Source organism: Variovorax flavidus (assembly GCF_030317145.1).
Classification (GTDB): Bacteria; Pseudomonadota; Gammaproteobacteria; order Burkholderiales; family Burkholderiaceae_C; genus Variovorax; species Variovorax flavidus.
The window spans coordinates 475,197-499,074 of sequence record NZ_JASZYE010000002.1; the positions used below are offsets into that span (position 1 = coordinate 475,197).

Annotated in this window: 25 protein-coding genes and 1 riboswitch; of the genes, 9 read left to right on the forward strand and 16 right to left on the reverse strand. The window is 66.5% G+C overall.

The annotated features are described in order from the left end of the window. Positions 1–76: 76 nt before the first annotated feature. Positions 77–643, reverse strand: a complete 567-nt coding sequence (locus tag QTH90_RS12870; RefSeq protein WP_286664936.1) for a TMEM165/GDT1 family protein — start codon at positions 641–643, stop codon at positions 77–79. A gap of 9 nt (positions 644–652) precedes the next feature. Beyond that, positions 653–836: riboswitch (yybP-ykoY riboswitch) on the reverse strand. A 251-nt stretch (positions 837–1,087) separates the two neighbouring features. Here QTH90_RS12870 and rbp point away from each other — a divergent pair. Next, complete coding sequence (rbp, locus tag QTH90_RS12875; protein WP_286664937.1) at positions 1,088–1,618, forward strand: RNA-binding regulator; 531 nt, start codon at positions 1,088–1,090, stop codon at positions 1,616–1,618. A gap of 88 nt (positions 1,619–1,706) precedes the next feature. On the opposite strand, the gene QTH90_RS12880 is transcribed toward rbp, so the two are convergent. The 4 genes from QTH90_RS12880 to QTH90_RS12895 are packed head-to-tail and all read right to left on the reverse strand — an operon-like array spanning position 1,707 to position 4,697. After that, positions 1,707–2,513 (reverse strand): SDR family oxidoreductase, encoded by an 807-nt coding sequence (locus tag QTH90_RS12880; RefSeq protein ID WP_286665411.1) that lies wholly within the window; start codon positions 2,511–2,513, stop codon positions 1,707–1,709. After that, entirely contained in the window at positions 2,510–3,151 is a 642-nt protein-coding gene (gene lptC, locus QTH90_RS12885) for an LPS export ABC transporter periplasmic protein LptC (RefSeq protein ID WP_286664938.1), read from the reverse strand. Before lptC ends, QTH90_RS12880 begins: the two co-directional genes overlap by 4 nt. Further along, positions 3,148–3,696, reverse strand: a complete 549-nt coding sequence (locus QTH90_RS12890) for a KdsC family phosphatase (protein ID WP_286664939.1) — start codon at positions 3,694–3,696, stop codon at positions 3,148–3,150. The genes lptC and QTH90_RS12890 overlap by 4 nt, the downstream gene beginning before the upstream one ends. Beyond that, positions 3,696–4,697 carry a KpsF/GutQ family sugar-phosphate isomerase gene (locus QTH90_RS12895; protein ID WP_286664940.1) on the reverse strand — a complete coding sequence of 334 codons (1,002 nt, stop codon included), beginning with the start codon at positions 4,695–4,697 and terminating at the stop codon, positions 3,696–3,698. The genes QTH90_RS12890 and QTH90_RS12895 overlap by 1 nt, the downstream gene beginning before the upstream one ends. Positions 4,698–4,772: 75 nt before the next feature. Here QTH90_RS12895 and QTH90_RS12900 point away from each other — a divergent pair, with 75 nt between their 5' ends. After that, entirely contained in the window at positions 4,773–6,758 is a 1,986-nt protein-coding gene (locus QTH90_RS12900) for a monovalent cation:proton antiporter family protein (protein WP_286664941.1), read from the forward strand. 17 nt (positions 6,759–6,775) lie between these two features. Here the strand turns inward: QTH90_RS12900 and QTH90_RS12905 are convergent, their stop codons facing one another. The 7 genes from QTH90_RS12905 to rpmH all read right to left on the reverse strand — a co-directional run bounded on the left by QTH90_RS12905 (position 6,776) and on the right by rpmH (position 12,364). Next, positions 6,776–7,570 carry a hypothetical protein gene (locus QTH90_RS12905; protein WP_286664942.1) on the reverse strand — a complete coding sequence of 265 codons (795 nt, stop codon included), beginning with the start codon at positions 7,568–7,570 and terminating at the stop codon, positions 6,776–6,778. A 144-nt stretch (positions 7,571–7,714) separates the two neighbouring features. Then, a complete protein-coding gene (locus QTH90_RS12910; RefSeq protein ID WP_286664943.1) occupies positions 7,715–8,182 on the reverse strand; it encodes a cyclic nucleotide-binding domain-containing protein in 468 nt (155 codons plus the stop codon). 85 nt (positions 8,183–8,267) lie between these two features. Beyond that, positions 8,268–9,674, reverse strand: coding sequence for a tRNA uridine-5-carboxymethylaminomethyl(34) synthesis GTPase MnmE (gene mnmE / locus QTH90_RS12915; protein ID WP_286664944.1), 1,407 nt, complete (start codon positions 9,672–9,674; stop codon positions 8,268–8,270). A gap of 63 nt (positions 9,675–9,737) precedes the next feature. Next, a complete protein-coding gene (yidC, locus tag QTH90_RS12920; protein WP_286664945.1) occupies positions 9,738–11,483 on the reverse strand; it encodes a membrane protein insertase YidC in 1,746 nt (581 codons plus the stop codon). Continuing rightward, on the reverse strand, positions 11,480–11,770 hold the full coding sequence (yidD, locus tag QTH90_RS12925; protein ID WP_286664946.1) for a membrane protein insertion efficiency factor YidD: 291 nt from the start codon (positions 11,768–11,770) through the stop codon (positions 11,480–11,482). Before yidD ends, yidC begins: the two co-directional genes overlap by 4 nt. After that, on the reverse strand, positions 11,767–12,156 hold the full coding sequence (locus tag QTH90_RS12930) for a ribonuclease P protein component (RefSeq protein ID WP_286664947.1): 390 nt from the start codon (positions 12,154–12,156) through the stop codon (positions 11,767–11,769). Before QTH90_RS12930 ends, yidD begins: the two co-directional genes overlap by 4 nt. A 73-nt stretch (positions 12,157–12,229) precedes the next feature. Further along, complete coding sequence (rpmH, locus tag QTH90_RS12935) at positions 12,230–12,364, reverse strand: 50S ribosomal protein L34 (RefSeq protein ID WP_007834827.1); 135 nt, start codon at positions 12,362–12,364, stop codon at positions 12,230–12,232. Positions 12,365–12,638: 274 nt separating this feature from the next. Between rpmH and dnaA the strand changes: the two genes are divergently transcribed. The 4 genes from dnaA to QTH90_RS12955 all read left to right on the forward strand — a co-directional run bounded on the left by dnaA (position 12,639) and on the right by QTH90_RS12955 (position 18,521). Continuing rightward, positions 12,639–14,018: a chromosomal replication initiator protein DnaA gene (gene dnaA, locus QTH90_RS12940; protein ID WP_286664948.1), complete on the forward strand. Its 1,380-nt coding sequence runs from the start codon at positions 12,639–12,641 to the stop codon at positions 14,016–14,018. Positions 14,019–14,287: 269 nt separating this feature from the next. Continuing rightward, on the forward strand, positions 14,288–15,394 hold the full coding sequence (gene dnaN, locus QTH90_RS12945) for a DNA polymerase III subunit beta (protein WP_286664949.1): 1,107 nt from the start codon (positions 14,288–14,290) through the stop codon (positions 15,392–15,394). 135 nt (positions 15,395–15,529) lie between these two features. Beyond that, positions 15,530–18,148, forward strand: a complete 2,619-nt coding sequence (gyrB, locus tag QTH90_RS12950) for a DNA topoisomerase (ATP-hydrolyzing) subunit B (protein WP_286664950.1) — start codon at positions 15,530–15,532, stop codon at positions 18,146–18,148. Positions 18,149–18,215: 67 nt separating this feature from the next. After that, on the forward strand, positions 18,216–18,521 hold the full coding sequence (locus QTH90_RS12955; protein ID WP_286664951.1) for a c-type cytochrome: 306 nt from the start codon (positions 18,216–18,218) through the stop codon (positions 18,519–18,521). Here QTH90_RS12955 and QTH90_RS12960 read toward each other — a convergent pair. Beyond that, entirely contained in the window at positions 18,510–19,739 is a 1,230-nt protein-coding gene (locus tag QTH90_RS12960; protein ID WP_286664952.1) for an MFS transporter, read from the reverse strand. The two genes, QTH90_RS12955 and QTH90_RS12960, sit on opposite strands and share 12 nt — an antisense overlap. A 283-nt stretch (positions 19,740–20,022) precedes the next feature. Here QTH90_RS12960 and QTH90_RS12965 point away from each other — a divergent pair, with 283 nt between their 5' ends. The 3 genes from QTH90_RS12965 to QTH90_RS12975 all read left to right on the forward strand — a co-directional run bounded on the left by QTH90_RS12965 (position 20,023) and on the right by QTH90_RS12975 (position 22,352). After that, positions 20,023–20,520 (forward strand): hypothetical protein, encoded by a 498-nt coding sequence (locus QTH90_RS12965; protein WP_286664953.1) that lies wholly within the window; start codon positions 20,023–20,025, stop codon positions 20,518–20,520. Positions 20,521–20,605: 85 nt separating this feature from the next. Further along, positions 20,606–21,067 (forward strand): hypothetical protein, encoded by a 462-nt coding sequence (locus tag QTH90_RS12970; protein ID WP_286664954.1) that lies wholly within the window; start codon positions 20,606–20,608, stop codon positions 21,065–21,067. 100 nt (positions 21,068–21,167) lie between these two features. Next, on the forward strand, positions 21,168–22,352 hold the full coding sequence (locus QTH90_RS12975) for a metallophosphoesterase (RefSeq protein ID WP_286664955.1): 1,185 nt from the start codon (positions 21,168–21,170) through the stop codon (positions 22,350–22,352). Positions 22,353–22,355: 3 nt separating this feature from the next. Here the strand turns inward: QTH90_RS12975 and QTH90_RS12980 are convergent, their stop codons facing one another. From QTH90_RS12980 to QTH90_RS12990, 3 genes are all read right to left on the reverse strand, one after another. Beyond that, positions 22,356–22,781 (reverse strand): PaaI family thioesterase, encoded by a 426-nt coding sequence (locus QTH90_RS12980; protein ID WP_286664956.1) that lies wholly within the window; start codon positions 22,779–22,781, stop codon positions 22,356–22,358. After that, entirely contained in the window at positions 22,778–23,194 is a 417-nt protein-coding gene (locus QTH90_RS12985; RefSeq protein WP_286664957.1) for a MerR family transcriptional regulator, read from the reverse strand. Before QTH90_RS12985 ends, QTH90_RS12980 begins: the two co-directional genes overlap by 4 nt. A 78-nt stretch (positions 23,195–23,272) precedes the next feature. Next, complete coding sequence (locus QTH90_RS12990) at positions 23,273–23,773, reverse strand: polyhydroxyalkanoate granule-associated phasin (protein WP_286665412.1); 501 nt, start codon at positions 23,771–23,773, stop codon at positions 23,273–23,275. Positions 23,774–23,878 lie beyond the last annotated feature (105 nt).

Below are 23,878 nucleotides of genomic sequence, written 5' to 3' on the forward strand. Positions count from 1 at the left end.
GGCATCCGTCTTTAGCTGCATTTGTTAAGCGCCCGCAAGCTGGAGCAAATCGGCGCGTCTCGGAAGTATATGCCGGTCAACCCCAGCCGATCAACGCGGCCACGCCGAGCACCAGGAAGATCACGGCGGAGATGCTGTGGACGAGCTTGATCGGCACGCGCTTCACGATGCGTTCGCCCAGCCACACGACGGGGGCGTTGGCCAGCATCATGCCGAGCGTGGTGCCGAGCACCACCCACACGTAGGCATCGACGTAACGGGCTGCGAGCATGACGGTCGCGATCTGCGTCTTGTCGCCCATTTCCGCGAGGAAGAAGGCGACGAGGGTGGTGCCGAAGACGCCGAAATGCGAGGACTTGGGCACGTCGTCGTCATCGAGCTTGTCGGGGATCAGCATCCAGAGCGCCATCGCGATGAAGGAACCTCCGAGGATCCATCGCAGGACGGTGGGCCCGAGGAAATGCGTGACCCAGTTGCCCACGGCGCCCGCGAGCGCGTGGTTCAGGACCGTGGCCGCAAAGATGCCCAGGACGATCGGCCAGGGCTTGCGGAATCGCGCGGCGAGCACGAGGGACAGCAACTGGGTCTTGTCGCCCATTTCGGCGAGCGCGACCACGCCGGTGGCAATGAAAAAAGCTTCCATGAGAAAAAGGGATTCCAACGGCCGAAGGACGCAATTGACCGCACGACACCTTCGGCCGAATCCCGAAGTCGCGCGGTCAAAGGTCTCGCCAGGCTGGACACTGTCTGCGCCATGTCTTGCACAAGGGCAAGACAAGTCTGTTGACGCAAACCCTTCTCGTGATGGAAGGCGGCTACTCCCCAATGACTCCCGGATTGTAGCGCGTCGGCGAGCGATTTAGTAAGTGGGCGCTAACGTCAACAAAATTTCAGGGGGCGGTGGGGGTGGGGGCAAATTCCTACTTGCGCTTCGCGTATTTCACCCATAATGCGCGAGCCTCCCTGCAAATTCTGGTGGGAGGTGATTCGGTGATCGGTCAGTTTCGCGCAGCTCGGCGGATTCTTCCGTAGGGCGGTGCTCTCGGGACTCCATCGCTTTTCTTGATGTGTTTATAGGAGTCCCTTGATGGGCAACAAACTGTACGTCGGTAACCTGCCTTACTCGGTACGTGACGGTGATCTCGAGCAGGCCTTCGGGCAATTCGGTGCCGTGACGAGCGCCAAGGTCATGATGGAGCGCGACACAGGTCGCTCCAAGGGCTTTGGTTTCGTCGAAATGGGCAGCGATGCGGAAGCACAAGCAGCCATCAATGGCATGAACGGCCAGCCCCTTGGCGGCCGCAGCGTGGTCGTGAATGAAGCACGTCCGATGGAAGCACGTCCCCCGCGCAGCGGTGGCGGCGGCTACGGCGGCGGCGGCGGTGGTTACGGCGGTGGTGGTGGTGGCGGCGGCTACGGCGGCGGCGGCGGTGGTCGCAGCGGCGGTGGTGGTGGCTACGGCGGCGGCGGTGGCGGCTACGGTGGTGGTGGCGGCCGCAGCGGCGGCGGTGGTGGCGACGGCGGTTTCCGCAGCCCCTACGGCGCTGGCCCGCGTGGCGGCGGCGGCGGTGGTCGCGGTGGCTACGGCGGCGGCAATGGCGGCAACAGCGGCTATTGAACCGAACGCGCGCAACAACCGAACTCACGACAAAAGGCTCCCAAGGGAGCCTTTTTTCATGGGCCGTCGATGAAGAACAGGCCCGGCGTCACTCTCCGGCTCGCCGCTTCCGGCCCCGGCCCTGGACGGCCCGGTCGAACACGGCATTGGGCAGCAAGCGCATGATCTTCGCGACCACGCCCATCTGCCAGGGAATCACGCGGTAGCTGGCTCCCGCGTCGATCGCACGAAATGCGCGGTCGGCGAAATCCGCGGGCTGCATCAGAAAGGGCATGCCGTAGCGGTTGCCCTGCGTCAGCGGCGTGTCGACATAGCCCGGGCAGATCGTCACGACCTTCACGCCGCTCGGACGCAGTTCGCCCCGCAGGCTCTCGCAGTACGAAACCACGCCTGCCTTGCTGGCGCAGTACGCACCATGACCGGGTAGCCCGCGGATGGATGCGACGCTCCCGATTCCGACCAGACGACCGCTCCCTCGGGCCGTCATGGCGCCGATGAACGGGTGGAAGGTCGCCGCCAGTCCGATGTTGTTGATTGCCAATGTCCGGGCAAGCACATCGAGATCCCCGCGCTCGGCGGTGTCCATCCCGACGCTGATGCCGGCGTTGGCGATCACCACGTCGGGCACGCCCTGTTGCCCGATGCAGGCGGTGCCGGCGGCCACGATGCTGTCGATCACGGCCACATCGGCGCTGTAGATCCGGCAACGGCCGGCATCGATCTGCCGGGACGCCGCCCATGCCTCGATCTCGGCCGTGCGCCGGGCCACCAGCGCCAGGTCGTAGCCCGCGTCGTGGAAGCGCGCCGCCAGCGCCTGGCCGATGCCGCTCGACGCGCCCGTGATGAAGGCGAGGGGCCTTGCGCGCGGATTCGCCGGAGAAGTGTCGTTGGTCAGTGCTTTGCTCCCGGCGCCGCCGCGCGCGGCATCAGCACGCCACGCACGCGGCCCTGCAGGTTGGCGACGCCCGTGCCGCTGTCGTAGTCCAGCGAATCGGCCGTGAACTGGTCCGTTCCACGTATGAGCGTCACCGGCTTGTGCGACTTCACGCGCTCCGTGTCCAGGAAGGCGTGCAGGAACTCGCCACGGAACTCCAGCCGAGGCACCAGCTTGCCATCGGGGGTCTTCGCCGCGTCGCGGACGATGATGGCATTGCCGAAGAGCTGGATCTCGCTTCCGTCGCCGTTGGACAGGCCGCGCTTGGCGGACCCGTGCGTGACCAGCCCTTCCTCTGAAATGGCGCGCCACCGCACGTCGTCGACTTCGAGGGTGTCTGTGTCCGGATAGTGCCGGCCTTCCTTGCCGAACAGTTCGCTGCTGAGTTCGCCGTTCGGAAGGAAATTCTTGACCACGAAGCTGCGCATGAAGAAGTCGGGCTCGTGCGTCGGCGCTTCCTTGGCGGCCGGCTCCAGCAGCTTGGGCGCACTGCGCACCAGCCAATAGGTGCCCAGGGCCAGCGCCGCCATCAGGATGAGCGGCAGGTACATCGTTGCGCGATCGATGCCGATGCGCAGCAGGCTCCAGGCCGACTTCATGCGGGCAGGCCCCGCGCACCGTCCAGCAACCGGCGGTAGTGGCCGCCAGCGGTCAACAGCAGATCGCAGAACTCGCGCGCGGCACCTTCGCCGCCGCGTGCGGCCGTCACATGGTGTGCGATGGCGCGCACTTCGGCGTGCGCGTTGGCGGGCGCGGCCGCAAAGCCTGCGCGCGCCAGCACGGGCAGGTCGGGCCAATCGTCGCCGATGGCCGCGGCCTGCGCCCAGTTCAGGCCCAGCAGCGCGAGCATGGCTTCGGCGGCCGGCAGCTTGTCCTCGGTGCCGTAGCGGACATGCTCGATGCCGAGCGCCTGGAGTCGCACGCGCAGCGGCTTGGAATCGCGTCCGGTGATGACGGCCGGCGTGATGCCGGCCAGGCGAAGCAGCTTGAGTCCGTAGCCGTCGAGGATGCTGAAGCGCTTGAGCGTTTCGCCGTGCTCGCTGAAATAGACACCGCCATCGGTCAGCACGCCGTCGACGTCGAAGAAGGCGACGCGCACGTCCTGCGCGGCGAGCAAGGTCTCCGCCTTGAATTCGATCGGCATCAGATGACCTTCGCGCGCATCAGGTCGTTGATGGTGAGCGCGCCGATCAGGATGCCGGCCGCGTCGACCACGAGCACGCTGGTGATGCGGTGCTTCTCCATCAGCTCGGCCGCTTCGACCGCGAGCGCTTCGGCGCGCAGGGTGCGCGGGCCGGCATGCATCACGTCGCCCGCCGTCAGGGCGCGCAGGTCGGCACCGGTCTCGACCTGACGCCGCAGGTCGCCGTCGGTGAAGATGCCGATCGCCCGGCCCTCGGGATCGACCACCGCGGTCGCGCCCAGTCCCTTGGAACTCATCTCGCGCATCAGCTCGCTGAGGCTGGCGCCGGGACCGACGCGCGGCACGTCATCGCCGGAGCGCATGACGTCGCCGACGTGCGTGAGGAGCTTGCGCCCCAGCGCGCCGCCGGGGTGCGAGCGGGCGAAGTCCTCGGTGCCGAAGCCGCGCGCGTCGAGCAATGCGACGGCGAGCGCGTCGCCGAGTGCCATCTGCGCTGTCGTGCTGGCCGTGGGTGCGAGGTTGAGGGGGCAGGCCTCCTTCTCGACGCCGCTGTCCAGCACGATGTCGGCATGGCGCGCGAGCGTGGAGTCGGCGCCGCCGGTCATCGCGATCAGGGGCACGCCCTGGCGCTTGACGACCGGGAGGATGACGGTGAGTTCCTCGACCTCGCCGCTGTTGGAGATCGCGAGCACGAGGTCGACGGCCTTGATCATGCCGAGGTCGCCATGGCTCGCTTCGGCCGGATGCACGAACATCGCCGGCGTGCCGGTCGACGCGAGGGTGGCGGCGATCTTGCGGCCCACATGCCCGCTCTTGCCCATGCCCATGACGACCACGCGCCCGCGCACGTCGAGGATCTTGCGGACGGCCTCGACGAAGCTCGGCCCGACACGCTGCTTGAGGCCGAGCACGGCCGCAGCCTCGATGTCGAAGGTGATACGCGCCCGCGCGAGCATTGCGTCGGGTTCGGCCGTCGAGGCCAGGTCAGGGCGGGAACTCATCGACGGATTTTATCGGGCGGGGCTGGAGCGCACACTCCGGGCGCAAAGCCCGGGGAACATTCAGTAGCATCGCGCATGTCCTCGCTCGATCTCACGCTGATGTATTTGCTGGCTGCGGTGATCGGCGTGGTCGTCTGCCGGTACTTCAAGCTGCCACCGATGCTGGGCTACCTGTCGGCCGGCGTACTGATCGGACCGCATGCGTTCGCCCTGGCCCAGAACTCCGAAGGCATCCAGCACCTGGGCGAGTTCGGCGTCGTCTTCCTGATGTTCGTGATCGGGCTGGAGTTCAGCCTGCCCAAGCTGCGCACCATGCGCAAGCACGTGTTCGGGCTGGGCCTGTTGCAGGTCATGCTGACCATCGCGATCGCGACGGCCGGCGCATTGTTCATCGCCCACTGGCTGCCGCCGACCTGGCGCCTGGGCTGGAAGACTGCGTTCGTGCTGTCGGGCGCGCTCACGATGAGCAGCACCGCGATCGTCGTGAAACTGATGGCCGAGCGCCTCGAACTCGACAGCGAGCACGGCAAGCGGGTGATGGGCGTGCTGCTGTTCCAGGATCTGGCGGTGGTGCCCTTGCTGGTGCTGATTCCCGCACTCGGCGCGCCGCCGGAGACCCTGCTGAAAGCGCTGGGCTTCGCCCTGCTGAAGGCCACCTTCCTGATCGCGGTGCTGCTCTATGGCGGACCGCGCGTGATGCGCTGGTGGCTCACGCTGGTCGCGCGCCGGCGCAGCGAGGAGCTGTTCATGCTCAACCTGCTGCTGGTGACGCTCGGGCTGGCGTGGCTCACCGAACTGGCGGGCCTGAGCCTGGCGCTGGGCGCCTTCGTCGCCGGCATGCTGGTGTCGGAAACCGAGTTCAAGCACCAGGTGGAGACGGACATCCGGCCCTTTCACGACGTGCTGCTCGGGCTCTTCTTCATCACGATCGGGATGTCGCTCGACTGGCACATTGTCGTGGACCGCTGGCTGCTGGTCGCCGTGCTGCTGCTGCTGCCCCTGACCTTCAAGCTCGTGCTCGTGACGGTGCTGGCGCGCTGGTTGGGCGCGACCACCGGCGTGTCGCTGCGCACCGGTCTCTACCTCGCGCAGGCGGGCGAGTTCGGCTTCGTCCTGCTGGCCCTGGCCCAGGGGAAGGACCTGCTGCCGGCGTGGCTGGTGAACCCGGTGCTGGCCTCGATGGTGCTGTCGATGCTGTCCACGCCTTTCATCATCATGTACAGCAACCGCATCGTGCGGAAGCTGGTGGCGAGCGACTGGTTGCAGCAGTCGCTGCAGATGACGACGATCGCGCGCAAGACGATCAACACCGCCCAGCACGTGATCATCTGCGGCTATGGGCGTTGCGGGCAGAACCTGGCCCGGGTGCTGGAACGCGAGGGCATCCCCTACCTGGCGCTGGACCTGGACCCGGATCGCGTCCACCAGGCGACTGCGGCCGGTGATTCCGTGGTGTTCGGCGATGCGGCGCGCCTGCAGGCGTTGATGGCGGCCGGCCTGGCGCGCGCCAGTGCGGTGGTCGTCACCTATCAGGACGTGCCGGGCGCCCTCAAGGTGCTGGCCAACACGCGCGCGCACGCGCCGCAGGTACCGGTGATCGTGCGCACGCAGGACGATCGCGATCTCGAGAAACTGCAGGCCGCCGGCGCGACGGAGGTGGTGCCCGAGGCGATCGAGGGTTCGCTGATGCTGGCGAGCCACGCCTTGGCACTGGTCGGCGTGCCAATGCGGCGCGTGATCCGGGTGGTGCAGGACCAGCGGGACGCCCGCTACAACCTGCTGCGCGGCTACTTCCACGGCGCCGATGACGACAACGCCGACGAACTCGACCACGAGCGGCTCAACACCTTCACGCTGTCCGAAGGTGCCCGCGCGATCGGCCAGCCTCTGGCGCGGCTCGCGCTCCATGCGCTGGGCGTGCGTGTCGCGAGCCTGCGCCGCCGCGATGGCAAGGCCGCCGCTGCCACCGACGACACGGTGCTGGCGGACGGCGATACGCTGGTGCTGTCAGGCAAGCCCGGCGCGCTGGCCATGGCGATCGACAAGCTGCAGAAAGGCTGATCGGCGGAATTCGCTGGTCAGTTGAGCAGCGACGGGTTCCTCTTTTCCTCGTCGATCTGCTGCTGGCGACGCACGGCTTCGCACTGGGCGTGCGACTTGTAGTCGGCCTTGGCGCACTGCGTCACCATGCACTGGGCGCGCGCAAAGAAGCTCAGGCCCGCGCAGAGCGATTGCGGACTCGCGATGGCGACAGGCTCCGGTGCGGGCGCAGGCACGGGCTCCGGGGCAGGCGCCACCGGGGCCGGTGCCGCCGTGGCCACTGCCGGCGCCGGCTTGCGGGACTTCGGCGCCGCCGCAGCGACGGGCTTCACCGGCTCGACCGGCGGTTCCGCGACCGGCGGCACCGCAGGCGCGATCTGGACCGGTTCGGCCATTTGCACCACGGGCGGCGGCGCCGCCGGCTCGACGGGAGCCTGAACCGGCGACTCCTTCGCCATGGGCGGCACGGCCGAGTTGCGGGAGTTGTAGACGTAACCCCAGCCCATCGCGACGAGAAGCACGACGGCGATGAGGACGCTCCATATGCCGAGCCGGCGCGCCAGGGATGGCGGCTTGTCGGCAGTCCTCGATGAACGGGAAGAGCGCTTCGACGCGGACCGGCGGACGCTTCGGGGCGGCAGCGGGGAGGAAGGGTACGGGGGCGGCGGCGCCTTCCGGGGGCGCGGGAGCCCCATGCCGTCGGCCGACCCGGCGACCGCCAATGCGGGGACAAAAGGATCGAAAAGGCGTTCCGAAGCGGCGTCGGCGTGATACGCCATGCGCTGCGTCGCAGGCCACTCGTCGTCGACGTTCGGCAGGGCGCCGGCAGTCATCTGGACGGCTTCGGCGATCGGCGCTGGAATAGGAACTGAGGCAGTGATGCTCAACCGCCGCCCACAACCCTTGCAGAACTTGCCGTCGTCACGGTTGGCAGTCCTGCAGTCGGCGCACACCAAGGCCATCTCGCGGACCCGTGCTCAGGTCACCGCGACCCGCTTGGGTTTGTTCACCATGCGCTTGGCGATGACGGCGCCCAGACCCAGGGTGAGTTCAAGGGCGAGATTCGGTTGGCGGTTCGACATTTCGGCAAAGCGGATGGCCGTGAGCCGCCAGACGCGGGCCGACCCGGTCGCCACCACATTGGCCGAACGTGGCAAACGGGAGAAAAAGGCGCCTTCGCCGACCACCGAGCCGGGGTTGAGGATGGCCAGTTGCATCTGGCCCCTGTCGCCGATCAGATGGACGCTGAGCGCGCCGCTTTCGATGAAGAAGAGCGTCCGGTCTTGCGCGCCCTGGTCGATCAGCACCTGACCCGCCGACAGGTCGAAGGGCTGCAGGTAGCTGGCCAGCGTTTCCCATTGCTGCGCATTGAGCGCCGGCGCAAAGGCGTCATAGCTGGTGTTTTGCGCGATGGCGCGGCAAAGATCCTGAATGCTGGATGACATCGATATAAGCCTTGCTGTGGTGCGAGTATCCGCGAAACCGCAAATGCACGGTGACACATATCACACAAATTCACATTTACGCGTCTTACTTGCCAATGCAGAAGCGGGAAAAGATCACTCCCAGCAGGTCGTCGGCACCGAACTCGCCCGTGATTTCATTGAGCGCGTTCTGCGCAAGACGGAGTTCCTCGGCAAGCAGATCCAGGGATTGGGCGCGCGCGGCCAGGTGCTCCGCCGCCACGGCAATGTGGTGGTCGACCCGCGTCAGTGCCTGCACATGGCGCGCCCTGGCGAGGTAGACGCCCTCAGGCACGGACTGCCACCCCGCCACTTCCAGCAGTCGGGTCCGCAGCGCCTCGATGCCGTAGCCGGTCCGGGCGGAAAGGCTGATCCCGCCGTCCGGGGTCGCGGCCGGAGCCGCGTCGAACTTGCTCCAGATGTCGATCACGGGGACGCTGGCCGGCAACCGGGTCGCCAGCAGGCGCGCGATCTCCTCGTCGGCCTGCGCGTAGTCGGCCGATGACGCGCGCGTCAGGTCGTGCAGGAACAACACGGCATCGGCGCCCTCGATCTGCCCCCAGGCGCGGGCAATGCCGATCTGCTCGACCTCGTCGACGCTGTCGCGCAGGCCCGCCGTGTCGACCACATGCAGGGGCACGCCGTGGATCTGGATGGTCTGCGAGACCACATCGCGCGTGGTGCCTGCGACGGAACTGACGATCGCCAGCTCGGCGCCGGCCAGCGCGTTGAGCAGGGAGCTCTTGCCCGCGTTGGGTTGTCCCGCGATCACGACCTTGATGCCTTCGCGCAACAGCGCACCCTGGCGCGCGCGCTGTTGCACCGCGTCAAGTTGCACCTTCAGATCCGCCAGCTGGCCGATGGCGTCGGCTTCCTGGAGGAAATCGATCTCCTCGTCGGGAAAGTCGAGGGTGGCTTCGACCAGCATCCGCAGGCGCACGAGCGCATCGAGCAGGGTATGGATTTCCTGCGAGAAGGCGCCCGACAGCGAGCGGCCGGCGCTGCGGGCCGCGGCCTCGGTGCTGGCGTCGATCAGGTCGGCAATCGCTTCGGCCTGGGCCAGGTCGATCTTTCCATTGAGAAAGGCGCGCTGGCTGAACTCGCCGGGCTCGGCCACGCGCAAACCGGCGAGGCGGGGCTGCCCGGTGGCGAGCTCGAGCTCCTCGGCCGCTTCCAGGCAGCGCGCCAGCAGCAGTTGCAGCACTACCGTGCCGCCGTGGGCCTGCAGCTCGAACACGTCTTCGCCGGTGAAGGAGTGCGGCGCCGGGAAGTGGATGGCCAGCCCGTGGTCGATCGGCGCGCCCAGCGCATCGCGAAAGGGCAGGTAGGTAGCCTCGCGCGGTTTCAGCGGGCGTCCGCAGATCGCGGCGATGAGCGGCGCCATCTGTACGCCGGACACCCGCACGATCCCGACGGCGCCGCGGCCTGAGGCCGTGGCGATGGCAACGATCGGATCGGTGGTGCGCGCGAGCATGAAGCGATTCTTTCAGCAAAAAGGGCCGCTTTCGCGGCCCTTGAGGTCGGTAGGGAGTGACGCCTACTTCTTGCCAAGCACGCCCAGGCGCTTGTTGATGAACCACTGCTGTGCGATCGACAGCACGTTGTTGGTGATCCAGTACAGCACCAGGCCGGCCGGGAAGAAGATGAACATCACGCTGAAGGCCAGCGGCATGATCCACATCAGCTTGGCCTGCATCGGATCCGGCGGCGTCGGGTTGAGCCAGGTCTGGAACAGCGAGGTCGCGGTCATCACGACCGGCAGGATGAACCAGGGGTCCGGTGCCGAAAGATCCTGGATCCAGAGAATCCACGGCGCGTGGCGCATCTCGACGGACGAGAGCAGCACCCAGTACAGCGCGATGAACACGGGGATCTGGATCACGATCGGGAAGCAGCCGCCCATCGGGTTGACCTTTTCCTCGCGGTAGATCCGCATCATCTCCTGCTGCATTTCCTGCGGCTTGTCCTTGAGCCGCTCGCGCATTTCCATGATCTTCGGATTGATCGCCTTCATCTTGGCCATGCTGGCGTAGGCCTTGGCGTTGAGCCAGTAGAAGGCCGCCTTCAGCAGGACCACCAGGGCCACGATCGACCAGCCCCAGTTGCCGAGGATGCCGTGCAGCTGGTTCAGCAGCCAGTACAGCGGCTTGGAGATGATCGCGAAGATGCCGTAGTCCTTGACGAGGTCGAGGCCGGGCGCGATGGCTTCCAGCTTCTTTTCTTCCTCGGGACCGGCGAACAGGTTGCTTTCGATGGTCTGCGCCGCGCCGGGGGCCAGCTTCGGCACCTGGAGCACCATCGCGACGGAGAACAGGTTGTTGCCGAGATCGGCCACGCGGAATTCGCGCTTGATGGCATCGCTGCCCGGCACGTTGAGCAGCCAGGCCGACACGAAGTAGTGCTGGACCATCGCCACCCAGCCGTCGTTGGCGGGCGCCGGCAGTTCGACCTTGCCCTTGGCGATGGCCGAGAACTCGATCTTCTGGAACTTCTTCTGCTCCGTGTAGATGGCCGGACCGGTGAAGGTGTTGGTGCCGAACATCGTGCCGGCCGCGACGGTGCCGTGGCGCACGAACTGCAGGTAGAGCTGCGCGTCGCGCGGCTGGTCGCTGACGTTGACGATCTGGTGCTTGACGTGGATCGTGTAGTCGCCGCGCTGGAACACGTAGGTCTTGACGTACTTCAGGCCGCCGACGGGTTGCGACTCGAAGGCCACTTCCAGCGTGTTCTGGCCCTCGGCCAACTGGCGCGGCCCCGGGCGCGCGGTCATCAGGGTCAGGTGATTGGGGAAACGGTCGCCGGTGTCGATGGTGTTCAACAGGCCGGTCTGGGCGACGTAGCGGGTCGCGGGCGAGCCGTTTTCCATCAGCGTGACGGGGCGCACCTCGTTTTCCGCGACGGGCAGGCCGACCAGGCGCCGGAACCATTCGACCAGCCCGTGGTTGTTGGTCTGGTCGAGGAACTTCAGCAGTTGCAGTTCCGACAGGGTGCCGCCTTCGCCGTCGATCACCGCCTTGAAGACGTCAGTGGAAACGGTCACCTTCTCGCCGATGGCCGGTGCCACGCCTTGCGCAGGCACCGCGCCGCTGGCAGGCGCAGCCGCGGCCGGAACGCCGCTGGCCGACGTTGCCGCCGGCGCGACCGGCGGATTGGCGGGCGCGGCCGTCTTGGTCGAGGGAAGGAAGGTCGGCTTGTGGCCGTTGTAGACCTGCCATTGGTCCCACAGCAGCACCAGCGAGAAACCAAAAATCACCCACAGGATGGTGCGGCGGATATCGTTCATGAAGAAGACTTCTTGTCGTCGGAAGAGAGAAAGGCGAACAGCGAACCCGCGCGCGGGCCGGAGCGCTGTGCCTTCGGGGGGACCGGATCATGGCCGCCATCGCACCAGGGCTGGCATCGGGCGATCCGGCGCAGCGTGAGATAGCTGCCGGTGGCCGCGCCGTGCTGCTCGAGCGCGGCGATGGCATAGACGGAACAGGTGGGCTCGAAACGGCAGGACTGGCCGAGCCAGGGGCTCAGCAACAGTCGGTATGCCTTGACGAGGCCGATCAGCAGGCGCTGCATCATGCGCGCGCCACGGCAGCCCGCTGCAGCAGTTGCTGCAGTTCGGCTCTGACGGCGGCCTTGAGTTTGTCGGACGTCGCGCTCACGAATTCCTTGCGATCGAAACCCGCGCGCAGGCGCACGACATGCGCGGCCTGCGGCAACGAAGCTTCGGACGCGGCTGCGCTCACGGTATAGATCTGGCGTTTGATCGCGTTGCGGGTGACCGCGCGGCGAGCCCAGCGTTTGGGAACCATGGCACCGACCCATACGTCCTGCTTTTCGAACAGGGGTGCAGCGCCGGACGGGATGTCCAGCGCGCAACGATGCAGTGCAAAGTGGGCTGTGCGCGCCACGGTAGCGCCTGCGAGTACGGCCTGGAATTGCGCGCGGGTCTTGAGCCGCTGCATGGAAGCCGACCGCAAAGCGCCGTCAGGGTGTGATGGCGGCTGCGATTCGACTGGCAACGGCGCCGGCGTGCCGTTAGACGGCGAGGCGCTTGCGGCCCTTGGCGCGGCGTGCGTTGATGACGGCACGGCCGCCGCGGGTCTTCATGCGGACCAGAAAGCCGTGGGTACGGGCGCGGCGGACTTTGGATGCTTGGTAAGTGCGTTTCATGATGGTTTTCCTGATTCACCGGCTGGCCGGCAGTTTTCCCCGGCGAGATCCGAGATACCCCGAAACACACAAAGAGGCTTTCAGGGAAACCCGCGATTATCGCAAACATTCGGGCCGCCGACAATCCCGGACAGTTTCTGCACCCTTTCGGCCTCCGTTGAAATGGTGTGGATAAGTTTTTGACAAGTTAGAATCCAGGGCGCATCGCGGGTGCGACTATCCACAACACAAACACGACAGATGGCTGAGGGACAAACCACTTTTCAGAGCACCCATGCCGGGTGACGGCGTCGGTGACAGCCTTTGGCAGGCCTGCGTCGAGCAACTCGCGCAGGAGCTGTCCGAACAGCAGTTCAACACATGGATCAAGCCGCTGACCGCGAAGGTCGCGGACGATCTTTCGCGGGTCACGGTCTTCGTGGCCAACCGCTTCAAGCTCGACTGGATCCGGGCCCAGTACGCCGGCAAGATCGCCGCCATGGCGGAGAAGCTCTACGGCCAGCCTGTACTCATTGAGTTAGCGCTCGCTCCTCGGGAAATCGTCAACCGGCCTGTATCCATGGCCGTCGTTTCCGAAACCGACGTGCCGCGCGAAATGGTCAGCACGGGCGAGGACGTGGCCGCGGCCGCGTTCAAGAACCGGCTCAATTCGGGGCTCACCTTCGACACGCTCGTGGAGGGCACCGCGAACCGCATGGCGCGCGCTGCGGCCATGCACGTGGCGGGCATGCCGGGGCATCTCTACAACCCGTTGTTCATCTACGGCGGCGTCGGCCTGGGCAAGACCCACCTGATGCACGCGGTGGGCAATCGGCTGCTGGCGGACCGGCCCGATTCCAAAGTTCTCTACATCCACGCGGAGCAATTTGTATCCGATGTGGTCAAAGCCTATCAGCGCAAGACTTTCGACGAGTTCAAGGAGCGCTACCACTCGCTCGACCTGCTGCTGATCGACGACGTCCAGTTCTTCGCCAACAAGGACCGGACGCAGGAAGAGTTCTTCAACGCCTTCGAAGCCCTGCTCGCGAAGAAGTCGCACATCGTCATGACGAGCGACACCTATCCGAAGGGCCTGGCCGACATCCACGAGCGCCTGGTGTCGCGCTTCGACTCGGGCCTGACGGTCGCGATCGAGCCGCCCGAACTCGAGATGCGCGTCGCCATCCTGATCAACAAGGCGCGCGCCGAAAGCGCCGAGATGCCCGAGGAAGTCGCCTTCTTCGTCGCGAAGAACGTGCGCTCCAACGTGCGCGAACTCGAAGGCGCGCTGCGCAAGATCCTGGCGTACTCGCGCTTCAACCAGAAGGAAATCTCGATCGCCCTGGCGCGCGAGGCGCTGCGCGACCTGCTGTCGATCCAGAACCGGCAGATCTCGGTCGAGAACATCCAAAAGACCGTCGCCGACTATTACAAGATCAAGGTCGCCGACATGTACTCGAAGAAGCGCCCGGCCTCGATCGCCCGGCCGCGCCAGATCGCGATGTACCTCGCCAAGGAGCTGACCCAGAAGAGCCTGCCGGAGATCGGCGAACTCTTCGGCGGCCGCGACCACACCACCGTCTTGCATGCGGTGCGGAAGATTTCGGGCGAGCGCCAGCAGCTCACCGAACTCAACCAGCAGCTGCACGTACTGGAGCAAACCCTCAAGGGCTGATGGATGAAGGCGCTACGCAGATTCGCCATCGGCTGTCAAAGGACAACTCTGTGAGCAGTTTTGGCACAAGGCAGGGCTTGTCCACAGGCCCGGCGCGCGATCCGAAGTTGTTCGCGCCGCCGCGACAGCTCGGAAGCGCGGCTGCGCACAGCCTGCCGGGCGCCGCAAGTGGTTGTCACGAAAGCGGAAAATCGCCATGTCCACAGGGCAGTGCGTCCCTTATCTACTACTACTAAATTGAATTAAAGAAATAAAGGAAGAGGTAAGACATGATCGTTTTGAAGGCAACACAAGACAAAGTCCTGGCGGCGCTGCAATCGGTGGCGGGCATCGTGGAGCGGCGCCACACGCTGCCCATCCTGGCCAACGTGCTCATCCGCAAGACCGGCGGGCAGCTGCAGCTCACCACCAGCGACCTTGAAATCCAGATCCGCACGCACGCCGAGCTCGGCGGTGACGACGGCAACTTCACGACGACCATCGGCGCGCGCAAGCTGATCGACATCCTGCGCACCATGCCCTCCGACCAGACGGTGAGCCTCGAATCGAGCGCGAGCAAGCTGGTGCTCAAGGGTGGCAAGAGCCGCTTCACGCTGCAATCCCTGCCGGCAGAGGACTTCCCGCTGGTGCAGGAATCGGCCAACTTCGGCCCCGTGTTCAGCGTGCCGCAGAAGACGCTCAAGGACCTGCTGGGCCAGGTGTCCTTCGCGATGGCGGTGCATGACATCCGCTACTACCTCAACGGCATCCTGTTCGTGGCCGAAGGCAAGCAGCTGAGCCTGGTGGCGACCGACGGCCACCGCCTGGCCTTTGCATCCGCCACGCTCGACGTCGAAGTGCCGCGCCAGGAAGTCATCCTGCCGCGCAAGACGGTGCTCGAAATGCAGCGCCTGCTGTCCGACGCCGAAGGCGCGATCGAGATGCAGTTCGCGAACAACCAGGCCAAGTTCAGCTTCGGCGGCATGGAATTCGTCACCAAGCTGGTCGAGGGCAAGTTCCCCGACTACAACCGCGTGATCCCCAAGAACCACAAGAACACCGTGACGCTGGGTCGCGCGCCGCTGCTGGCCAGCCTGCAGCGCACCGCGATCCTGACCAGCGAGAAGTTCAAGGGCGTGCGGCTCAACATCGAGCCGGGCACCTTGCGCATCGCGTCGAACAACGCCGAGCAGGAAGAAGCGCAAGATGAGCTCGACATCGACTACGGCGGCGACGCCATCGAGATCGGCTTCAACGTGACCTACCTGATCGACGCGCTCGCCAACATGAGCCAGGACATGGTGAAGATGGATTTCGCCGATTCCAACAGTTCGGTGCTGATGACGATTCCGGAGAACGCTTCGTTCAAGTACGTCGTCATGCCGATGAGGATTTAGCACACCCCCAGGCTTGCCCACTTCGTGTGGCCGCCCACCCCCTTGCAGGGGGCAATACCAGCCGACCGGCAGAGCCGGATCGGCGGTATTTCCCGAAAATTGCGGTAGCTGCAGCTGCCGATGAGAAAGATTCTGATGAGCGAAGACAACAAGCCGGACGTGCCGCACACCGAGCCGGTCTACACACCCGAAATCGATAGCGCGATTCCGATCGAGGTGACGCCGGCCGATACGTCCTATGGCGAAGGCTCCATCACGATCCTCGAAGGGCTGGAGGCTGTGCGCAAGCGGCCCGGCATGTACATCGGCGACACGTCGGACGGCACCGGCTTGCACCACCTGGTGTTCGAAGTGGTCGACAACTCGATCGACGAGGCGCTGGCGGGGTACTGCGACGACATCGTCGTGACGATCCACACCGACAACTCGATCTCCGTCACCGACAACGGCCGCGGCATCCCGACCGGCGTGAAGATGGACGACAAGCACGAGCCCAAGCGCTCGGCGGCGGAAATCGCGCTCACCGAACTGCACGCTGGCGGCAAGTTCAACCAGAACAGCTACAAGGTCTCGGGCGGCCTGCACGGCGTGGGCGTGAGCTGCGTGAACGCGCTCAGCAAGATGCTGCGCCTCACGGTGCGCCGCGAAGGCAAGGTGCACACGCTGGAGTTCAGCAAGGGCTTCGTGCAGAACCGCATCGTCGAGGTGGTCAACGGCGTCGAGGTGTCGCCGATGAAGGTCACCGGCGAGACCGAGAAGCGCGGCACCGAGGTGCACTTCCTGCCCGACACCGAAATCTTCAAGGAAAACGCCGATTTCCATTACGAAATCCTGAGCAAGCGCCTGCGCGAGCTGAGCTTCCTGAACAACGGCGTGCGCATCCGGCTGCTCGACGAGCGCACCGGCAAGGAAGACGACTTCTCCGGCGCCGGCGGCGTCAAGGGCTTCGTCGAGTTCATCAACAAGGGCAAGACGGTCCTTCACCCCAACGTGTTCTACGCGACCGGCGAGAAGCCGGCCGACACCTACGGCGGCATTCCCGGCACGCACATCGGCGTCGAGGTCGCGATGCAGTGGAACAGCGGCTACAACGAGCAGGTGCTGTGCTTCACCAACAACATCCCGCAGCGGGATGGCGGCACCCACCTGACCGGCCTGCGCGCCGCGATGACGCGGGTCATCAACAAGTACATCGAAGAGAACGAGCTGGCCAAGAAGGCCAAGGTCGAAGTCACCGGCGACGACATGCGCGAAGGCCTGTGCTGCGTGCTGAGCGTGAAGGTGCCCGAGCCCAAGTTCTCCAGCCAGACCAAGGACAAGCTGGTGTCGAGCGAAGTGCGCGCGCCGGTGGAAGACATCGTCGGCCGCCTGCTGACCGACTACCTGCAGGAACGGCCGAACGACGCCAAGATCATTTGCGGCAAGATCGTCGAAGCCGCCCGTGCGCGCGAAGCCGCCCGCAAGGCGCGCGAAATGACGCGCCGCAAGGGCGTGCTCGACGGCATGGGCCTGCCCGGCAAGCTGGCCGACTGCCAGGAAAAGGACCCGGCGCTGTGCGAGGTCTACCTGGTGGAGGGTGACTCCGCCGGCGGCTCCGCCAAGCAGGGCCGCGACCGGAAGTTCCAGGCCATCCTGCCGCTGCGCGGCAAGATCCTGAACGTCGAGAAGGCGCGCTACGAAAAGCTGCTGACCAGCAACGAAATCCTGACGATGATCACCGCGCTCGGCACCGGCATCGGCCGCGCCGGCGCGACGACCTCGGGCGGCGGCGCGGACGACTTCAACGTCGCCAAGCTGCGCTACCACCGCATCATCATCATGACCGACGCCGACGTGGACGGCGCGCACATCCGCACGCTGCTGCTGACCTTCTTCTACCGGCAGATGCCGGAGCTGGTCGAGCGTGGCCACATCTACATCGCGCAACCGCCGCTCTACAAGGTCAAGGTCGGCAAGGAAGAGCAGTACCTCAAGGACGGCCCGGCGCTCGACGCCTTCCTGCTGAAGGTCGCGCTGAAGGATGCGAGCGTCACGACCGGCGGCGCCAACCCGACCACGCTCACCGGCGACGCGCTCGCCGAACTGGCGCGCAAGCACCAGCTGGCCGAAGCCGTCATCGCGCGGCTGGGCGTGTTCCTGGATGCCGCGGCCCTGCGCGCGATCGCCGACGGCGTGTCGCTGGATCTCGACACCACGCCCGCGGCCGAGGCCTCGGCCGTCGCGCTGCAGAACAAGCTGCGCGAACTGAACACCACCGGCGCGCCGGCGGACGTGTCGAGCGAGTTCGATGCGCGCACCGACAAGCCGCTGCTGCGCATCAGCCGCCGCCATCACGGCAACATCAAGTCCAGCGTGCTCACGCAGGACTTCGTGCACGGCGCCGACTACGCCGCGCTGGCCGAAGCCGCCAAGACCTTCCGCGACCTGCTGGGCGAGGGCGCCGTCGTCAAGCGCGGCGAAGGCGAGCGAGCCAAGGAAGAAAAGGTCAGCGATTTCCGCGAAGCCATGCGCTGGCTCATCGGCCAGGCCGAGAACGCCACCGCACGCCAGCGCTACAAGGGCCTGGGCGAAATGAATCCCGAACAGCTCTGGGAAACGACCATGGACCCCAACGTGCGGCGCCTGCTGCGCGTGCAGATCGACGACGCGATCGAGGCCGATCGCGTGTTCACGATGCTGATGGGGGATGAGGTCGAACCGCGCCGGGAGTTCATCGAGCAGAACGCGTTGCGGGCGGCGAACATCGACGTCTAGTTTCCGGTCGGCAGGGATGTGGCCGGAACTGCGGGCAATGGGCCTGCGCCTTGTTCAAGCTGCGGCCATGGCCTCCCTGGCGTGTGCGGCCGCTGCGGCCGCTGCGGCCGACGCGCCAGCGCAGGCATTGAGCCAGGACTATGGCTGCATGTCCTGCCATGGCCTGGTCCGCAAGCAGGTCGGACCGGGCTTCGCTCAGATTGCAGAGCGCTATCGCAACGACCCGGCAGCGCCCACCCAGCTCGCCAGCAAGATCCGCAACGGCAGCGTTGGCACCTGGGGCCGCGTCATCATGCCGCGGCAATCCAGGGTCACCGATCCGGATGCCAAGGCGCTGGCCGAGTGGGTGCTTTCCCAGCCTTCACCGCCCTGACGGCGCCAGCGACACGCGGCCCGGTGCGCGGCCCAGCGCGGCAACGATCGCCGCGGCCACCAGCACGAGCGCACCACTCAGCATCATGGTGTTCGAGATGCCGTACGCATCGACGGTGACGCCGCCGAGCAGGGCGCCCGAAGCGATCGCCACCTGGAATCCGCTCACGAGCAGCGCCTGACCGGCCTCGGGCGCGTCGGGCACCGCCTCCAGCATCCAGCCGGTGAGCGCGACCGGGATCAGGCCGAAGGCCACGCCCCAGATGACGACCACCGCGCCGGCGGCCACCAGCCCGGGACCGGCCACGGTCGACAGCAAGAGCGCCGCAGCGAGCAGCACGGCGGCCAGCAGCGTCGCGGTGCGCACGCTGCGCGCCACCAGGCTTCCGCCGAGGAAGGTGCCGACGAAGCCGGCCGCCCCGTAGGTCAGCAGCAGCGCCGTCACGGCCCCCGGGCCGAGGCCGAACACTTGCTGCAGCAGCGGCTTGAGGTAGGTGTAGGCGCCGAAGTGTCCCGCGATCAGGAAGAGCACCGTCAGCAGGCCGACCTGCGCCATGCGGCGCGTGAGCGGCGTGAGCAGGTCGCGCGGCTGGATGGCGCGGGCCGGCGGCATGGCGGGCAGCAACCACATCTGAACCAGCAGCACACCGGCCGCGAGCACTCCGGTGACGCCGAAGGCTGCGCGCCATCCGGCAAGGTTGCCGACCAGGGCGCCAGCCGGTACGCCGAACACGGTGGCGACCGAGATGCCGGCCAGCACGAGCGACATGGCGCGCGCCTGCGAGGCGGCCGGCACCAGCTGGGTGGCGGCGCTGGGCGCAAAGGTCCAGAAACCACCGACGCACAGGCCGAGCAGCAGGCGGGCGACGAGCATGGTCGCGAAGTTGGGCGCGAAAGCGGCGAGCAGGTTCGACGCGACCAGCAGCGCGGTGAGCCAGACCATCACGGTGCGCCGGTCGAGCCGGCCGGAAGCGACGATCAGCGCCGGTCCCGCGAAGGCGGCGAGCACGCCGGGCATCGTGACCATCAGGCCGGCCGTGCCATCGGACACCTGGAGGCCGCTGCCGATGTCGGTCAGCAGGCCGATCGGCAGGAATTCGGTCGTGACCATCGCGAAGGTGCCGACGGCAATGGAGCCGACCGCGAGCCAGGCGGATCGCGGCGTCTCGGTGATATCGGGGGACAGCGCATCGGCGCAGGTCGTGCAGGGTGCGTTCATCGGGGATGTCCTGGAAGAGGCCGCTGGCGTCGGAGGCGCCGACGGCTTTGTGGGGGAGGCACGGAGTGTGGAGGCGGATCGGGGCCTCCGAAGGCGGCTCCAGGAACATCTCAATTTCCGCCTTGCCAACAATTGGAAAGCGACGTTCCTTATGCGTTTTTTGACACCCGCCAGTAACGGGCCGCCTCGAAAATCCGCGTAAACGCTATTCCTAGCCCGACTCTTGCTAAGCAAAATCACCCGCGGCCAGACGCCACTTTTCGAGCAAGAGGACAGCACTGCAATGAACCCGATCCGGTTTTGGGGCCCCGTGGCGGCCCTGGCGATCTTTGGCGCGCTCGCCCCAGCCCATGCGCTCACGAACCCGCCCATCCGCGTGGCCCAGGGCATCGAGTACATGTGCGGCGGCAAGACCAGCGAGGAAGCTGCCTTCATGCAGACCGTCTCGCCGCGCTGGGCCGCCACGCTCGAATTCGGCGTCAGCCGCGCCAAGCCCGGCATCACCTTCCCCTCCGAAGTGAAAGTCTCGGTGCGCGAGCGCTACACGGGCAGGCCGATCATGGAAGCCTCGACCGGCGCACGCTTCATGCTGGCCCGGCTCGACCCCGGTGCCTACGAGGTCGAGGCCTCGATGGGCGGCGTCACGCTCAGGCAGCCGCTGGTGGTGTTCAACGGGATGGCCTCCAAGGCCGTGTTCATGTGGCCGTCGAATGTCGATTTCGCGGCAGCCATGGGCGTGCCGCGGGCCGAGCAACAGGCCTCGGTCAACACAGGGGACTGAGCCGCACAGATCAGGTTCTCCTAAGACTTGCCGGGGATAGTGGTCGCGTGAAATCTTCACGGCCATTCGAGCAAAGGACACAGCGATGAGAACCCAGCGGATCTGGCAGCCCGCAGCTGCCCTCGCCATCGGCAGCGCGTCACTTCTTGGTGCCTTGGCGGCACACGCCGTCTACAACCCGCCCATTCACATGGCGAATGGCATCGAATACATGAGCGGCGGCGTGAGCAGCGACGAGGCTGAGCTGATGGAGAGCGTCGCCCCGCGATGGCCCGCCACCTTCGAGTTCTCGATCCGGAACGGCAAGCGAGCGGATTTCGCCGGCGAGGTGCTGGTGACGGTGCGAAATGCCTCCGGCGATCCGGTGCTGAGCCGGGTGGTGGCCGATGGCCCCTTCATGCTGGCGCGCCTCGATCCGGGCCGCTACGAGGTCGAAGCCACGCTTGCGGGCCAGACGCTGAAGCAACAGGTGGAGATCGTTCCGGGCAGCGGCACGCGCACGCTTTTCGTCTGGCCGGCGGGGACCAGCGTCAGCGCGCATTCCTGAGGGCCGAAAATAGCGCCCTTCAGGGTGGCATGCACCTTGAATGTCGGGCTTGTCGCTCGCACATGGTGTGTCCGGGCGCGTGCCCGTCTTCAAGGCTCCGATGCCGCTTCGTCCCCTGATTGTTCTCACCACCCTGCTGCACGTCTACCTGGGCCTGCGGCTGCTGCCCTCGCTGGCGGGCCTGGCAGGCGGCGGGTGGCTGGTGCTTCTGCTCGCGCTGCTGGTGTCGGCCGCGACCATGCCCCTGCCTTTTGTCGGCATGCGTTCCGAACGCCGGCAGTTCGCCGACGTCTGGAAGTGGATCGGCCTGCTGAGCATGGGCTGGTTCTCGTCGATGTTCGTTCTCACCCTGGTGCGCGATGCGGGACTGCTGCTGGGCTGGCTGGCTGCGCTACCGCTCGGTATGGCGATCGACTGGCCCCGCTGGCGTGTCGCCAGCGCCGCGGCGGTGCCGCTGCTGGCCACGGCGATCTCGCTGATCGGCTTCCTCAACGCGCGCCGCACCGCGGGCGTGGTGCGCGTCGACGTGCCGATCCGCAACCTGCCATCGGCGCTGGACGGCTTCACGATCGCGCAACTCAGCGACATCCACGTGGGTCCGACTATCAAGCGCGGCTACATCCAGCGCATCGTCGAGGCCGTCAACGGCCTGGGTGCCGACATGGTCGCGATCACGGGCGATCTGGTGGATGGCACGGTGAAGGAACTCCGCGAGCACATCGCGCCGCTCGAAGGGCTGCGCGCGAAGCACGGCACCTTCGTGGTGACGGGCAACCACGAGTACTACGCGGGCGCGCATGCGTGGATTGCCGAGTTGCGCCGGCTCGGCCTGCGCGTGCTGCTGAACGAACACGTGGTGCTGCAGACGCGCGACGTGAGCGGCGCGCAGACCGACGAGGAGGTGCTCGAAAGCGCCCTCGTGGTCGCAGGCGTCACCGACTACACGGCGGTGCATTTCGATGCGGCGCACGCGAGCGATCCGCACCGTGCGGTGCACGATGCCCCGCCGCTCGTGCACACGCGGGTGCTGCTGGCGCACCAGCCGCGCAGTGCCCCGGAAGCAGCCGACGCCGGCTATCACCTGCAGTTGTCGGGCCACACGCACGGCGGCCAGTTCTTTCCGTGGAACCTGTTCGTGCCGCTACAGCAGCCCTTCACGGCCGGGCTGCACAAGCTGCGCGACATGTGGGTCTACACGAGCCGGGGCACCGGCTACTGGGGCCCGCCCAAGCGCTTTGGCGCACCCTCGGAAATCACCTTGATTCGCCTGGTTCCGGCAAGCTGAGCTTCAGGCCGGCTTGATGTTGCGCGCCGTGCCGAGGAGCGTGGCGCACAGCGTTTCGCCGCCCTCGGCATCGACTGCGAACACATCGGCCGCACACACGGTCAGCAACTGGCCCGCGCTCACGACGCGCCCCCGCGCTCGCACGGCGGTGCCCACGGCAGGCGCCACCAGCTTCAGCGACGTATCGACCGTCGCGTTGCTCCAGCCTTCGGGCAGCACGCTGCCTGCCGCGGCGACGGCCGCGAAATCGGCGACCGCGAAGACAGGCGTGGCCTGTAGCTGACCCGGCCTGAACGTGAAGGCCTCGGTGATCGGCATCTCGACCTCGACCTGGCCCGGCGCCAGCTGCGTGAAGCGCAGGCCCAGCGTGCGCGCCATGGGCATGGCGAGGACGGCGGTTTCGACTCGGTGAAGCTGTGCAGTGGTCATCGCTTTTCCTTTCGGGCTGTGGACTGGGGCCAGGGCCTGGAGGTCTTTGGCCGGGCGCGCTGCCTGGCTTCCTGCGCGCGCAGCCATGACACGTGGTCGAGCACTTGCGCACGCAGGGCTTGCAGGTCGGCGATCTGCCGGTCCAGCGCCGCCGCGCGCTCGTGCAGCGCATCCGTCATGGTTTCGATGCTGAGGCGGCCGGCACGGTAGGCCGGCAGCAGTTCACCGATCGCCTGAAGCGAGAAGCCGATGCGCCGGGACATCGCGATGAACACCACCTCGCGCCGCATCGATTCGGGATAGTCGCGATAGCCCGAAGCCGTGCGCGCGGGCAGCAGCAGGCCGAGCCGTTCGTAGTGGCGCAGCGCATGCACGGTCACGCCGGCGCGTTGGGCTAGTTCGGAGATCCGCATGCGCCAAGGCTAGCAAGCCTCGCGTTACGCGAAGCTTGTGCGTCGACGATTTTTTGCGCCGTGGGCCGCGATGCGGCGTCAGGCTTGCTGCACCAGGGTGAGGCGGCGCGCGTTCGACGTCGCCTTGGCGTGAATGGGCTTGAGGCCGCGCTGCACGATGCGCGCGCCGGCGCTGCTGAGTTCGCTGACCGCGGCGGCCGAGCGCATGGCGGACCTGCCGAGCGCTTCGGCGTGCGTTGCAGCCTGCTCCGGCGTCGTGCTCGTTGCCAGGGAGAAAAGCGCCACGCCGCCGCCGAGCCAATGCCTGACCATGCGCTGGACGACCGCGAACTGGGCGGTGTGCAACTGGTTCGCCATGGCGGCGCCGGCTTCGCTCACGGCTGCGAGTTTTTCGTGACCCATGAGTTGAAATTCGGCAAGATCTGCATCACTGGGAGCAAGGCCTGCCTTGGCAATGCGCTCGGTCCGCATCTGGATGACGGAGCCGGAAGACAGCAGCATCTCGTTGGTCTTGACGGCGACGTCGACCCACAACATGAGCGGGTTGAAGAAGCGGGGGGAAGAGAAGCTGGGAGTCATGGAAGCCACTATAGGCCTCCTGGTGTGCAATTTGCTGCAGTGCAGCATCGATTGGAGAAGAAGTCCTACTTTTCGGCACGGCAAACGCAACTTTGTCCGGCGACC